The organism is Ruegeria sp. CDSC054 (genome assembly GCF_059610645.1).
In genome coordinates this window covers 108820-122432 of record NZ_JBXWOA010000001.1, presented here as the reverse complement: position 1 = coordinate 122432, position 13613 = coordinate 108820, and the positions used below count along the sequence as shown (strand labels likewise).

The window sequence follows — 13613 nt, the reverse complement described above, 5'->3', positions numbered from 1 at the left end:
GTCCTGCCCCTTCATCTTTTCCAAAATACTCCGGGGGTGCGGGGCCATCGCCCCCGTGAAACCTCACAACGCTGTCCAACCGCCATCGACCGAGATCGTGGTCCCGGTGATTTGCGCTGCCGCATCCGAGCACAGGAAGATCGCGGTGCCACCCAATTGCTCGACCGTGGCGAATTCTTTCGAAGGTTGCCGTTCAAGCATCACGTTCTTGATCACGTCCTCACGGCTCATGTTGTATTCCTTCATCGTGCCCGGGATCTGCGCTTCGACCAATGGGGTCAGGACGTAACCCGGGCAGATCGCGTTGCATGTGATCGGCTCTTGCGCTGTTTCCAGAGCGACGGTTTTGGTCATGCCAACCACGCCGTGTTTTGCCGCAACGTAGGCCGCCTTGAACGGGGATGCCGTCAGCCCGTGTGCCGAGGCGATATTCACAATACGTCCCCACCCGGCCTTCCGCATCATTGGCAGCGCTGCGGCCATCGTATGAAATGTCGAGTTCATGTTGATCGCGATGATCGCATCCCACTTTTCGACCGGAAACTGATCAACCGGCGCGACATGCTGAATGCCCGCGTTGTTCACCAGAATATCACACGCCCCCGCATTTTCGATCAGCGCGCGGCATTCTTCACCTTTAGACATGTCTGCCTTGATATAACGTGCGCTGGTACCCGTCTCTTTCGAAATCTCGGCGGCCAGCGCATGATCTTCGTCGCGGTCGGTAAATGAATTCAGCACAACGTTGGCCCCGGCCTTCGCCAGCTCACGCGCGACGCCCAATCCGATCCCTGAATTCGATCCGGTGATAATGGCTGTTTTTCCCGAAAGGCTCATGGCCGAACTCCCACAAAATCAACTTTGGCGACACAGTGCCATGCTGCAGCTGCAAAGAAAACGGGGAAACATTCGGGCGACGCATCCTACGACAGATCCGAACAAAAAAAAACGCCCGCACGAAGCGGGCGTTAAGTTATTGAGGCAGGTTTCATACAGGCAAGAAACCTATCGAGCAGTGCGTCCTTTATAAGCAATTTCTTGTGTTCGTCCAAGCTAAAAGTTTGAAAACAAGAAAAATCATAGCTACGATGAATCCCAACAAAATAAGGCCAGAGCAGGATTGTTTCCAAAATGAGCCCCGATTTTCTCCGCCCCGTTCGTCCATTGATCGCGGGAATCACTGCACTTTTGAGCACGTCAATTGCTTATGCAGAATCGACCCATGGCATAGCTATGTATGGTGACCCGGCCCTACCACCGGATTTTGTGTCCCTGCCCTACGCAAATCCAGACGCGCCCAAAGGCGGGAAAGTCGTGTTCGGAAATACGGGCGGCTATAACAGTTTGAACCCGTTCGTGCAAAAAGGCAGCTCGCCCTGGCAATTGCGATTTTGGACCCACGAGGGCCTAATGGGCCGATCCTGGGACGAACCTTTCACTCTTTACGGGCTGTTAGCCGAATCAGTTGAGACAGCGCCGGACCGGTCCTGGGTCGAATTCACCCTGCGTGAGAACGCAGAATTCTCGGATGGTACACCAGTAACAGTGGACGATGTCATCTGGTCGTATGAGACTTTGGGAACCGAAGGCCACCTGCGTTATCGCGGGCTGTGGAGCAAGATTGACAGTATTGAACAGACCGGGCCCCGCTCGGTGCGCATCACCTTTAACGAACCCGACCGCGAGCTTGCCCTGATCGCCGGCCTGCGCCCGATCCTGCAGAAAGCCCAGTGGGAAGGTAAAGATTTTGCCAATGCCGGGCTGCATGACATCCCTATCGGCACAGGCCCCTATGTTGTCGACAGCTATGAGGCCGGTAGATACGTGAACCTCAAGCGGAACCCGGATTATTGGGGCACTGACATCCCCTTCCGTAAAGGCACCATGAATTTGGACGAAATGCGGATCGAGTTCTACGGCGACGGCACTGTTCTATTCGAGGCCTTCAAAGCCGGAGAACTGACCGCGGTACGTGAATTCAATGCCGACAAATGGGCCAACCAATACAATTTCCCGGCCGTCCAGCGTGGTGATGTCGTCAAGACCGAGATCCCGCACGGCAAGCCCTCGGGCATGACCGGGTTTGTCATGAACACCCGCAAAGCACCGTTTGACGACTGGCGTGTCCGCGAGGCGCTCACGCTGGCGTTCAATTTCGAATTCATCAACGACACGATTACCGGCAACGCACAGCCGCGTATCACATCCTATTTCTCAGGCTCGGACCTTTCGATGCAGCCTGGCCCGGCAAGTGGTCGCATCGAAGAGTTGCTGATGGAGTTCAAGGACGACCTGCCTCCCGGAACGCTTGAAGGCTATACATTGCCTGAAAGTGACGGATCGGCCCGCAATCGTTCGAACATCCGCGCCGCCACCAAACTGTTGGCCGAGGCTGGCTGGACCATTCAGGACGGCGTGCTGCGTAACGAAAACGGCGATGCCTTTACCTTGACCGTGTTGCTGCAACAGGGCGACACCGAAAGCGAAACGGCAATCGAGATCTACACGCGCGCACTGGAACGTCTTGGCATCGCGGTGAGCACCGAGCAGGTCGACAGCGCCCAGTTCACCAGCCGTACATCCGAGTTGGATTTCGACATGACCTATTTCCGTCGTGCGTTGTCCCTGTCACCCGGCAACGAGCAGCGCCTCTACTGGGGCAGCGAAAACGCGAATACTCCGGGCACGCGCAATTTGATGGGGGTGGCTTCACCCGCTGTGGACGGAATGATTGACGCCATGCTGGCCTCGGAAAGTCATGAGGATTTCGTTGCTGCAACGCGCGCGCTTGATCGTGTATTGACCGCCGGGCGCTATGTCATTCCGATCTGGAACTTTGATGTAGGCAGGATCGCCCACGCCAAGGAACTCAAGCAGCCGGAAAACTTGCCGATCTATGGCGATGGGCCAGAATACATGCCGCAGGTTTGGTGGTACGAACAGTAACGGGTCACGCGCAGCACCAAAGGGACGTGGGCGGAAATCGGCGCACAGCCTATTGGCACCGCATATTGCGGGTCGAGTTTTTGGTGCGCCAACATGTTGCAATTGCCCCAACGTCAAGTGCTCCCCTAAGAAACTCACACAAAAAGCTTTACTGAACTGGGTTTAGCGATATAGCTTGTGCATAAGCTGCAGTACGCTGCACGAATTGATTATTGCTTTGAATTTCAAAACGTAACTCTTCGTCCGGTGCGCAGCACATCGAATTTACGGACCGGCCTCCACTCACTCAAAATCAGGTCCGTCTGCCCGTTGCGGATAGGCTGCAACGGGCACTTTCAACCCCGTCAAAAATCAAACCGCCTCCCGACCTCGGGTGCGACATTTTGTCATGCCCGAACGCCCCCACCACCTTCGTACGCTGGTTCTTGGGACGAGCGGTTTGAAACCATGAAAACGGAAAGCTGTCTAATGTTGAAATGGACCGATCTGACGCAAGACCTGGACGCTATGTATACGCGCGCCAAACGGAGATTTCCGAACCTGCGGGATCAGGACATGGTGCGGTTAAGCCAAGACCGCAAATGTTTCGAAGCGTATCTGGCTGAACGTCATCAACTGACCATGAACGAAGCCCACGAAGAGCTTGAAGATTTTTTGTTCACGGAAGGTTTGAATCGCGAATTCAGCCGGTCGTTAAGTAAGTGATGTCACCCACAGGATCATTGCATCTTCGTCGCTGACCGAGATTACATTGTGCCCCATGCTCCCGTCGTAATAGGCGCTGTCGCCGCGGCGCATTTCGACTGGTTCATAAAACTCGGTATAAAGGCGCACAACACCCGTCAGGACATACAAGAACTCTTCGCCGTCGTGTCGGACCCAGCCGTCGAACTCATCCATTGACCGCGCGCGGACACGGGCCCGATAGGGCAGCATCTGCTTTTTTGTCAGCGTTTCGGCCAGCAGTTCATGTTCATAGGTGGTTGTGGGATGGGCAGACCCTTCGCCCATGCGCGTCACGGCCATCCGGCCGATCACCTGATCCCGCTGTGGCGGCGTGAACAACTGTGGCACCGAGATCTCAAGACCGGTCGCAAGCTTTTTCAGCGCGTCATAGGTGGGCGACATCTGACCGTTTTCGATCTTGCTGAGCGTTGAACGCGCCAGACCAGCCTGCGTGGCCGCTTGTTCAAGCGTCCATTTCCGCGCTTTCCGCAGCTCGCGCACACGCGCGCCGAGGTCCAGTGGTTCAACTTCCGTATGTTCGCCCGAGTCCCGGGCAATGCGGATCAAAGATGTCTGGTCTTGGGTGCTCATGCGTCATTCTATAGGCGCAGCCTGTCGCGCTTGCAACGCAGCAGTGGTCGCGCTAGCCAGTTGCCATGCTTTCTATTTTTGATCAGGGACCGCCGCCCGCCTGCCCCTCTCCATTCAATCTGGCAGCGCATGTGCTGCGCTGTGCCGCCAAGCTTTCGGACAAGACCGCCCTGTCTGTTCTAGGGTCTTCGGATGCCGAGCATTTGACGTATAGCGAGTTGCAGCAGGCCATTCTGGGCACTGGCACAGGGTTGTTGAAAGCTGGTTTGAAGCCCGGCGATATCGCGTTGATGCGGCTTGGAAACACGGTCGATTTCCCGATTGCCTATCTCGGAGCGATTGCTGTCGGCATCGTCCCGGTGCCAACATCATCGCAGCTGACCGAACCAGAAACAGAGCGCATGATCAAGGACCTCAAGCCTGCCGCCATTCTGCGTGACCCACAGGTTGCGTGCGCCGCGCACCCGGTTCAGATTGACCTGTCCGATTTGGCCGGAATGCGTGATCTGCCTGCTGCTGAGTATCAAATGGGTGACCCGGAAAGGATGGCCTATGTCGTCTATACTTCGGGCACGTCGGGAAAACCGAGGGCTGTAGCCCATGCCCATCGTGCCATCTGGGCGCGTCAGATGATGGTGGATGGCTGGTACGGGCTGCGTGAAACCGATCGCCTGTGTCACGCGGGCGCGTTCAACTGGACCTATACTTTGGGCACCGGTCTAATGGATCCCTGGACCATTGGCGCAACGGCTCTTATCCCCGCGCCGGGCACCGATCTGGACGCACTACCCGCCCTGCTACGCCGTCATCAGGCCACCATCTTTGCTGCAGCACCCGGCGTATTCCGTAAGGTGGTGAGTGCAACAGACAACCTCAACCTACCGGAATTGCGGCATGGGTTATGCGCCGGAGAAAAACTGTCGCGGCATCTGCATGAACAGTGGACGCAAGCGACCGGCACTGAACTCTACGAAGCTTATGGCATGTCCGAGTGTTCGACTTTCATTTCGTCCAGCCCGGCGCATCCAGCGCGGTCCGATGCATTGGGCCAACCGCAGCCCGGCCGCCGTGTGGCCATCCTGGGACCTGACGGTCCCGTTCCTCAGGGTCAGGAAGGCACCATTTCCATACACCGGTCCGACCCCGGCTTGATGCTGACCTATCTCAACGCCCCGGACGAGGCCGAAGCCCGGATGCAGGACGAATGGTTCGTAACCGGCGATCAAGGGGCCATGGCCGTGGATGGCCAGATCACCTATCTGGGACGCGATGACGATATGATGAATGCAGGCGGCTATAGGGTGTCTCCGGTTGAGGTCGAGGCCGCGCTGTCCCGATATCCCGGCATCGCGCAGGTCGGGGCTGCGGCAGTCGAGGTCAAACAGGACACATTTGTGATAGCAGCCTTCTATACAGGACCAGAAAAGCTGGACGACGACGCCCTGCACACCTATGTCGAGGCAAATCTGGCGCGCTATAAGCAACCGCGCGCCTTTATCCATCTGCCTGAACTGCCCACCGGCGGGAACGGGAAACTTCTGCGCCGGGCGCTGCCGGCCTATTTCAAGGCGACCAACCCATGACCGAGACCGTCAAGCTTGATATCATGTCCGACCCGATCTGCCCGTGGTGCTATATCGGCAAAACCCATCTGGACAAGGCGCTGGCGGCGATCCCGGACCATCCGTTTGTGATCGAATGGCATCCGTTCCAGTTGAACCCCGACATGCCGGATGCCGGGATGGATCGCCGCGAGTATCTCGAACGCAAGTTCGGGGGCAAGGAAGGCGCGGTGCGTGCCTATGCTCCGGTCGTTGATCATGCCGAGAACGCAGGCCTTAAGATCGACTTCGAAGGTATGAAGCGCACGCCCAACACTCTGGACGCGCACCGCCTGATCCATTGGGCAGGGATTGAAGGCAAACAGAACGCCGTGGTCGATGCACTGTTCGATGCCTATTTCGTACAGGCCCGCGATATCGGCGATCATGAGGTTCTGGCGGATATTGCCGACAATGCAGGCATGGACGCAGCGGTCGTGCTGAAACTGCTGAAATCCGATGCCGATCGCGAGGATATCAGCAACCGTGACAGCCATTCCAGGCAAATGGGCGTCAGCTCTGTCCCGACGTTCATCGTTGCCAATCAACATGCCGTCCCTGGGGCGCAACCCCCTGAAATGTGGGAAAAAGTGATTGCTGAAATCATGTCTCAACTTGAGGCTTCCGCTGCAAAATAGCACAGACCTCTGTGCAATTTGACACCTAGCGTCAACTGATTTGCCATGATAGCGCGAACAGATCAGGAGGGCGTTATGGCCAATCGCATGTCACGGGGTGAGTTCATAGCACTTGTCGCAATGATGTTTGCGACGATCGCGTTTTCGATCGATTCCATGTTGCCTGCGCTGCCAAATATCGGCGCGCAACTCAGCCCCGACGACGTCAACAAAGCCCAGCTGATCCTAACCTCGTTTGTGTTGGGCATGGGGATTGGCACGTTTTTTACCGGGCCGCTGTCGGACGCCTTTGGCCGCAAACCAGTGATCTACGTCGGATCGGCACTGTATATCATTGCAGCGGCGGCTGCCTGGGCCAGTTCATCACTCGAAATGCTATTGGTCGCCCGTATCTTCCAGGGGATCGGATGTGCGGCCCCGCGCGTGGTGGCCATGGCGATTATTCGCGATCTGTATTCGGGCCGCGAGATGGCGCGGATTGTATCGATTGCGATGATGATCTTCACCCTGGTCCCTGCGATCGCGCCAATGCTTGGTGCCGGAGTGATCGCACTGACCGGATGGCGGGGTATCTTTGCCTCATTCATCCTGTTCTCACTAATCACCATCGTCTGGATGGGCCTGCGCCTTCCGGAACCCCTGTCGGTCGAGAACCGTCGCCCGCTGCGACTGCCCCTTATACTGGACGCCGCACGCCAGATGTTCACACATCCAACTGTCCGACTGTCGATCTTGGTTCAGACATTGTGTCTGGGCATGTTGTTCACCATGCTGACGATGGTTCAACCGGTCTACGATGTCATCCACGACAGTGCCGACAGTTTTCCGTTCTGGTTCGGGTTCGTGGCGTTGATGGCGGGCTCAGCCAGCCTTTTAAACGCGGCCCTTGTTATCAAATTGGGCATGCGCCGGATCGTGACATGGGCGTTGGGCGCGCAGGTCCTCTTTACCACAGCTGTCATCGCCCTGAATGCGGCAGACCTTTCGCCCACCATGTCTTTCGCCGTTTTCGTAAGCTGGCAAACGGCAGTCTTCTTTATGGCAGGCATGACTATGGGCAACCTGAACGCCATCGCGATGGAGCCAATGGGCCATATCGCGGGCATGGCAGCCTCGGTGATCGGAGCGATCTCGACCGTGTTTGCAGCCGCGATTGCGGCCCCCATCGGGCAGATGTTCGACGGGTCTATCACCCCGCTGGCTGTTGGCATCCTGGCCATGAGCGCCGCGGGCTTCGGCCTGATGCTGCATATGGGGCGGATCGAAAACAGGCTTCCAGCCTGATCTGTGCAGGAACGGTGAATCAGGCTAACATCTGCTCAATATGAGTGGAGTTTTTCAGTGAGCGACTATTACGATCTTGGCGCATATTCCTGTCCGATAACGACGGCCTCAGCAGACGCACAGCTTTGGTTCGACCGAGGGCTGAATTGGACCTACGGCTATAACCACGACGAAGCGGTTGTGTGTTTTCAGCGCGCGCTTGAGTTTGACCCTGACTGCGCGATGGCCCACTGGGGCGTGGCTTATGCTGCAGGGCCAAACTACAACCTTCCTTGGAACTTGCTGGATGACCGCGGGCAACGAAAGGCGCTGGCACTGGCCTATGATGCCACGCAGAAAGCCGTGGCTTTGGCCGAAGGGTGCAGCCCGACGGAACAGGCGCTGATCCGCGCCCTACCCGCGCGGTATCCTCAACGCGATCCCGTCGACGACATGCATAGCTGGGACCATGACTTCGCCGATGCGATGCGCGTGGCCTTTGCAGAGCAGTCGGACCACCTCGATCTGCGCACTATATATGTCGAGGCGTTACTCAACCTGACTCCTTGGCAGATGTGGAACTTGAGAACCGGTGAGCCCGCTGAAGGCGCAGCCACGTTGGAGGCGGAAAAAACCCTGGAAGACGCAATGGCAGACGACCCGGCAGCCATGTCGCACCCGGGCTTGCTGCACCTCTATGTTCATCTGATGGAGATGTCGCCAACACCAGAAAAGGCGCTGAAGGCCGGGGATATCTTGCGCACATTGGTCCCGGATGCGGGGCATTTGGTGCACATGCCCACCCATATCGATGTCCTGTGCGGGCATTATCAGAACGTCGTCCATTGGAACGAAAAGGCGACCGAAGCTGATCTGAAGTATTATGAGCGCGAAGGTGCGTTCAACATCTACACAGGTTATCGCCAGCACGACTATCACTTTGCTATCTATGGCGCGCTGTTTCTGGGTCAGATGGAACCTGCCCTGCGCGCCAATCAGGGCATATGGGACACCACCCCCGAAGAGATGCTGCGCACGGAAAGCCCGCCCATGGCGGATTTCTTCGAAAGCTACATGTCGATGGGGCCGCACATCCTGATCCGATTTGGCCGGTGGGAAGAAGCAAAGGCCCTGCCCTTGCCCGAGGATCAGGACCTCTACCGCACCGTCACCGCGACCACCCATTACGCCCGTGCAATCGCTTTTGCCGCCACAGATCAGGTCGCCGAAGCAGAGGCCGAAGAGCAACTGTTCCTTGCCGCCAAGGAGCGGGTTCCGGAAACCCGGCTGCTACACAACAACCGCGTGATCGACTTGCTGGACATCGCCCGCGAAATGCTGCGGGGCGAGATTGAGTATCGCAAAGGCAACTATGACGCCGCATTCGCGCATCTTAGGCGCTCGGTCGAATTGGACGACACGCTACCCTACGACGAGCCATGGGGGTGGATGCAACCCGCGCGTCACGCGCTTGGTGCGCTGTTGTTTGAGCAAGGCCACGTGGCCGAGGCCGAAGCGGTGTATCGTGAGGACCTTGGGCTTGGCGGCACCCTCAGCCGCGCCTCAATCCACCCCGACAATGTTTGGAGCCTGAAGGGCCTGCACGATTGTCTAAAAGCACGCGGTGAAGGGGGCGAGATCAAACTGATCAAACAGCGTCTTGATCTGGCGCTTGCCCGCGCTGACCGGGCCGTCGGGGCCTCGTGTTTTTGCGCTCAGGCAGCAATGAAGGCCGCAGAATGATCCGTGCAGTTATGTTGTCGCTGCTTTTTTGTGGCCCAGCCCTGGCTGACCGGCAGTCATTTCCGCCGGTCGATGAAGCAGAACGCGATCCTACCCTTGTGGCCTTTCGGGAGAGTTTGTTGGCGAGCGTGGCCGCACGTGATACCGACACCGTTATCGCAGCTGCTTGCCCGGACATCTACCTCAGCCATGGCGGAAGCGGTGGGCCCGGGGAATTCCTTGAATACCTCGGCCCGGAAAACAGCTCTCTAGAAGACCAGAGCCGCGAAGCCTATTGGAGCGATCTGGAAACCACCCTGTCCCAACCGGGCTATTTCGACGACGAGGGCGAGTTTTGGATGCCGCATCAATGGCAGATCACCTTGCCTGCCTCATTGGACCCTTACGTGGCCTACTTTGTCACCGGTGAGAACGTCAGTCTTCGGCAAGCCGCCGAACCAGGCTCCCCAGCGCTGAGCCTCATCAGCTACGAGATCGTCATCGTCCCGACCCATCGAGACGGTGCCGACTATCAACCGGTGATGCTGACTGACGGCACGCGGGGATTCATGCACGGCGACTTTCTATGGCCCATGACAGGTCACCGCGCCGCGCTTGTGAAATCGGACGCGGGCGAATGGCAATTGTGCACTTTCGTCAGCGGAGACTAGGCTTTCGCCTTTTTCTTCTTCGCTGCCATGACCTTTTCCGCCAGATCGCGGGCGATGGCAAATGCGCCTTTGATCTTGTCGCTGTCCTTCTTCCAATCGCGTCTGACGACGATCTTGTTGTCCTTGACCTTGGCCAAACCGCGCTGGTTCTGAATGAACTCTACCAAACCCTCCGGCGAGGCGAACTTGTCGTTGTGAAACTGGATTGTCGCGCCCTTCGGCCCGCCATCCAGTTTTGCAATCCCTGCGCGTTTGCACATCGCCTTGATGCGCACGACCAGCATCAGGGTGTTTACCTCTTTCGGCAGCGTGCCGAACCGGTCGATCAGTTCTGCGGCAAAACCTTCCAGCTCGACCTTGGTCGAAAGCGACGACAAGCGACGATAAAGCCCAAGGCGCACATCCAGATCGGGCACGTAATCTTCGGGGATCAGAACCGGCACGCCCAGATTGATCTGTGGCGCCCATTGATCGTCGGCTTCAGACAGCCCTTCCATTTCACCGGCTTTGATCTTGGCAATCGCCTCTTCCAGCATCGATTGATAGAGCTCATAGCCAACATCGCGCATCTGGCCGGACTGTTCCTCACCCAGCAGGTTGCCCGCACCACGAATGTCCAGGTCCTGCGATGCGAGCGTGAACCCGGCCCCCAGAGTATCCAGCGAGCCCAAAACCCGCAGGCGCTTTTCGGCTGTCGCCGTCAGTTTCTGACGCGGTTTGGTGGTCAGGTACGCATAGGCACGGGTTTTGGAGCGACCCACCCGGCCTCGGATCTGATAAAGCTGAGCCAGCCCGAACATATCTGCCCGGTGCACGACCATCGTGTTGGCGGTTGGAATATCCAGCCCGCTCTCCACAATCGTGGTCGCCAGAAGCACGTCGTACTTGCCGTCATAAAAAGCGTTCATTCGGTCGTCGAGTTCACCCGCCGCCATTTGCCCATGCGCCACCATATAAGTCAGCTCGGGCAGTTGTTCCTTTAGGAATTCTTCGATCTCTGGCAGGTCCGAGATGCGGGGAACAACGTAGAAGCTCTGCCCGCCTCGATAGTGTTCGCGCAGCAGGGCTTCGCGTATGGTCACGGCGTCGAATTCGCTGACATACGTGCGAATGGCAAGACGATCGATAGGCGGCGTGCCGATAATCGACAGGTCGCGCACGCCGGTCAGCGACAGCTGCAGCGTCCGTGGGATCGGCGTGGCGGTCAAGGTCAGCACGTGAATGTCGCTGCGCAGCTGTTTCAGGCGTTCCTTGTGACCGACGCCAAAATGCTGTTCTTCGTCGATGATCAACAGGCCCAGATTGTTGAACCGGATACCCTTGGCCAGCAACGCATGGGTGCCGATCACGATGTCGACGGTCCCGCGCGCCATACCATCACGGGTCTGCTGTGCATCTTTCGCGGACACAAACCGCGACAGCTGCCGCACTTCCAGCGGAAAGCCCCGGAACCGTTCCTTGAAACTGGCCGCGTGCTGACGCGCCAGCAATGTGGTCGGTGCAATCACGGCCACCTGAACACCGGACATCGCGGCGACAAAGGCCGCGCGCATGGCAACCTCGGTTTTGCCAAAGCCCACGTCACCACAGATCAACCGATCCATCGGTGCGCCGGAATGGATGTCCTCCATCACCTCGGAAATCGCGCGCAGCTGGTCGTCGGTTTCCTGATATGGAAAGCGGGCGCTGAACTCCTCCCACGCGTGGGGCGGTGGATCCATGACCGGAGCTTTGCGCAAAGCGCGTTCAGCGGCGATACGGATCAGCTTGTCCGCCACCTCGCGGATGCGTTCTTTCAGCTTGGCTTTCTTAGCCTGCCACGCACCTCCACCCAAGCGGTCCAGCAGACCTTCGTCATGGCCGTATTTCGACAGCAGCTCGATGTTCTCAACCGGCAGATACAACTTGGACTGTTCTGCATATTCCAACAGCAGGCATTCATGCGCGGCACCGGCGGCCGTGACCACCTCCATCCCCATGTACCGCCCGATCCCGTGGTCGACGTGAACCACCAGATCGCCTGGGCTGAGCGACTGGGTTTCGGTCAGGAAATTCTCGGCCTTGCGGCGCTTCTTGGGCTGGCGGATGAGGCGGTCACCCAGCACGTCCTGTTCAGCGATCACGGTCAGACCGGGGGTTTCAAACCCGTGCTCAAGCGCCCAGACAGCCAGATGCAATCCGCGTTTGCCGATCCGGGTGCCATTGGTGACAGGGACGGCTTCGGCCAGGCCCTCATCCTCGATCAACCCTGTTAGGCGCTCTCGTGCCCCTTCAGAATATGACGCAATCAAGACGGGCCCCTTGGCCATCTTGTCGGTGATATGGCTTGCCAAAGCACCAAACAGGCTGATGTTTTCCTGCTGCCGCTCTGGTGCGAAATTGCGGCCAATCCGCCCGCCTGCATCAATCACACCGGGACCGCTGGCCTGAGGCAGCGGGCTGAACTGCATCACCCGCCGGTCCCCGACCGCCTGCTCCCACGCGGCATCGTCCAGATAGAGCAATCCGGGAGGTGTTGGCTTATACACCGTATCCATGCGCGAACGGTTTTCCAGTGCCAGACGCCGCGTTTCATACTGATCGGCAATTGTATCCCAGCGTGCCAGCCGCGTGGGTGTCACCTGATCATCCACGGTGATCGTCGCATCCGGCAGATAATCGAACAGGGTTTCCAGCTTTTCGTGGAAGAACGGTAGCCAGTGTTCGATGCCCTGATGCTTGCGGCCCGCGCTGATCGCCTCGTACAGCGGATCATCGGTGCCCGCGGCACCAAATTCGATGCGATAGTTTTGGCGGAACCGCGTTATGGCGGCGTCATCCAGAATGACCTCGGACACCGGGGCCAATTCGACAACATCCAGCTTTTCGGTCGTGCGCTGCGAGACCGGATCGAACCGGCGCGCGCCGTCAAGCACGTCTCCGAACAGATCCAAACGTACGGGACCGGATTCGCCCGGAGGGAAAATGTCGATGATTCCGCCACGAACCGCATAGTCGCCCGGCTCCATCACCGTCGGACTTTGCGTGAACCCCATGCGTACAAGGAAGTTCCGCAGCGCCGTTTCGTCGACGCGGTGATTCACGCGAGCGGTAAAGGCCGCCTCGCGCAGCACATCCCGCGCAGGCACCCGCTGGGTCGCGGCATTGAGTGTGGTCAGCAGGACAAACCGATCCGGCATCTGATGTACTAATGCCGCCAATGTCGCCACACGCGCCGCCGCAATGTCGGCGTTGGGTGACACCCGGTCATATGGCAGGCAGTCCCACCCCGGGAACACAAAGACCGGCATATCGGGGGCAAAGAAGGCCAGTGCGGCCCGCATTGCCTCCATCCGCTTGTCATCACGCGCGACGTGACAGACCGGCCCGCCAACGCGCGCGATCTCATTCAGAACAAGCTGTGCGTCAAACCCTTCGGGAGCGCCGCCAACCGTCACATGGTTCGGAGCTGTCAT

At 58.2% G+C, this 13613-nt stretch carries 10 protein-coding genes; 7 read left to right on the top strand and 3 right to left on the bottom strand.

Features of this window, described 5'->3' with window-relative positions; all coding sequences use genetic code 11:
* Positions 1 to 63: 63 nt before the first annotated feature.
* Positions 64 to 837: a 3-hydroxybutyrate dehydrogenase gene (locus AC2FGC_RS00585; protein ID WP_496723019.1), complete on the bottom strand. Its 774-nt coding sequence runs from the start codon at positions 835 to 837 to the stop codon at positions 64 to 66.
* A gap of 294 nt (positions 838 to 1131) precedes the next feature.
* Between AC2FGC_RS00585 and AC2FGC_RS00580 the strand changes: the two genes are divergently transcribed.
* Both AC2FGC_RS00580 and AC2FGC_RS00575 read left to right on the top strand, forming a co-directional pair.
* Positions 1132 to 2946 carry an extracellular solute-binding protein gene (locus AC2FGC_RS00580; protein ID WP_496723022.1) on the top strand — a complete coding sequence of 605 codons (1815 nt, stop codon included), beginning with the start codon at positions 1132 to 1134 and terminating at the stop codon, positions 2944 to 2946.
* A 468-nt stretch (positions 2947 to 3414) separates the two neighbouring features.
* The gene (locus AC2FGC_RS00575; protein ID WP_496723024.1) at positions 3415 to 3651 is read left to right on the top strand and encodes a hypothetical protein; all 237 of its coding nucleotides are present in this window, start codon (positions 3415 to 3417) and stop codon (positions 3649 to 3651) included.
* Here the strand turns inward: AC2FGC_RS00575 and AC2FGC_RS00570 are convergent.
* On the bottom strand, positions 3640 to 4263 hold the full coding sequence (locus tag AC2FGC_RS00570; protein ID WP_108858481.1) for a helix-turn-helix domain-containing protein: 624 nt from the start codon (positions 4261 to 4263) through the stop codon (positions 3640 to 3642). The two genes, AC2FGC_RS00575 and AC2FGC_RS00570, sit on opposite strands and share 12 nt — an antisense overlap.
* A gap of 65 nt (positions 4264 to 4328) precedes the next feature.
* Here AC2FGC_RS00570 and AC2FGC_RS00565 point away from each other — a divergent pair, with 65 nt between their 5' ends.
* The 5 genes from AC2FGC_RS00565 to AC2FGC_RS00545 all read left to right on the top strand — a co-directional run bounded on the left by AC2FGC_RS00565 (position 4329) and on the right by AC2FGC_RS00545 (position 10158).
* Entirely contained in the window at positions 4329 to 5846 is a 1518-nt protein-coding gene (locus tag AC2FGC_RS00565; RefSeq protein ID WP_496723027.1) for a class I adenylate-forming enzyme family protein, read from the top strand.
* Positions 5843 to 6502 carry a DsbA family oxidoreductase gene (locus AC2FGC_RS00560; protein ID WP_496723029.1) on the top strand — a complete coding sequence of 220 codons (660 nt, stop codon included), beginning with the start codon at positions 5843 to 5845 and terminating at the stop codon, positions 6500 to 6502. The genes AC2FGC_RS00565 and AC2FGC_RS00560 overlap by 4 nt, the downstream gene beginning before the upstream one ends.
* 75 nt (positions 6503 to 6577) lie before the next feature.
* Positions 6578 to 7786 carry an MFS transporter gene (locus AC2FGC_RS00555; RefSeq protein WP_496723847.1) on the top strand — a complete coding sequence of 403 codons (1209 nt, stop codon included), beginning with the start codon at positions 6578 to 6580 and terminating at the stop codon, positions 7784 to 7786.
* Between the two features lie 57 nt (positions 7787 to 7843).
* The gene (locus AC2FGC_RS00550) at positions 7844 to 9508 is read left to right on the top strand and encodes a hypothetical protein (protein ID WP_496723031.1); all 1665 of its coding nucleotides are present in this window, start codon (positions 7844 to 7846) and stop codon (positions 9506 to 9508) included.
* Complete coding sequence (locus AC2FGC_RS00545) at positions 9505 to 10158, top strand: SH3 domain-containing protein (RefSeq protein ID WP_496779099.1); 654 nt, start codon at positions 9505 to 9507, stop codon at positions 10156 to 10158. The genes AC2FGC_RS00550 and AC2FGC_RS00545 overlap by 4 nt, the downstream gene beginning before the upstream one ends.
* Here the strand turns inward: AC2FGC_RS00545 and mfd are convergent.
* The gene (gene mfd / locus AC2FGC_RS00540; RefSeq protein WP_496781273.1) at positions 10155 to 13613 is read right to left on the bottom strand and encodes a transcription-repair coupling factor; all 3459 of its coding nucleotides are present in this window, start codon (positions 13611 to 13613) and stop codon (positions 10155 to 10157) included. The genes AC2FGC_RS00545 and mfd overlap by 4 nt on opposite strands.

Excerpts from the sequence above, each read along its gene's own strand:
- AC2FGC_RS00585 (WP_496723019.1), bottom strand. The coding sequence starts at position 837 with ATGAGCCTTTCGGGAAAAACAGCCATTATCACCGGATCGAATTCAGGG.
- AC2FGC_RS00580 (WP_496723022.1), top strand. The coding sequence starts at position 1,132 with ATGAGCCCCGATTTTCTCCGCCCCGTTCGTCCATTGATCGCGGGAATC.
- AC2FGC_RS00575 (WP_496723024.1), top strand. The coding sequence starts at position 3,415 with ATGTTGAAATGGACCGATCTGACGCAAGACCTGGACGCTATGTATACG.
- AC2FGC_RS00570 (WP_108858481.1), bottom strand. The coding sequence starts at position 4,263 with ATGAGCACCCAAGACCAGACATCTTTGATCCGCATTGCCCGGGACTCG.
- AC2FGC_RS00565 (WP_496723027.1), top strand. The coding sequence starts at position 4,329 with ATGCTTTCTATTTTTGATCAGGGACCGCCGCCCGCCTGCCCCTCTCCA.
- AC2FGC_RS00560 (WP_496723029.1), top strand. The coding sequence starts at position 5,843 with ATGACCGAGACCGTCAAGCTTGATATCATGTCCGACCCGATCTGCCCG.
- AC2FGC_RS00555 (WP_496723847.1), top strand. The coding sequence starts at position 6,578 with ATGGCCAATCGCATGTCACGGGGTGAGTTCATAGCACTTGTCGCAATG.
- AC2FGC_RS00545 (WP_496779099.1), top strand. The coding sequence starts at position 9,505 with ATGATCCGTGCAGTTATGTTGTCGCTGCTTTTTTGTGGCCCAGCCCTG.
- mfd (WP_496781273.1), bottom strand. The coding sequence starts at position 13,613 with ATGACAGCTCCGAACCATGTGACGGTTGGCGGCGCTCCCGAAGGGTTT.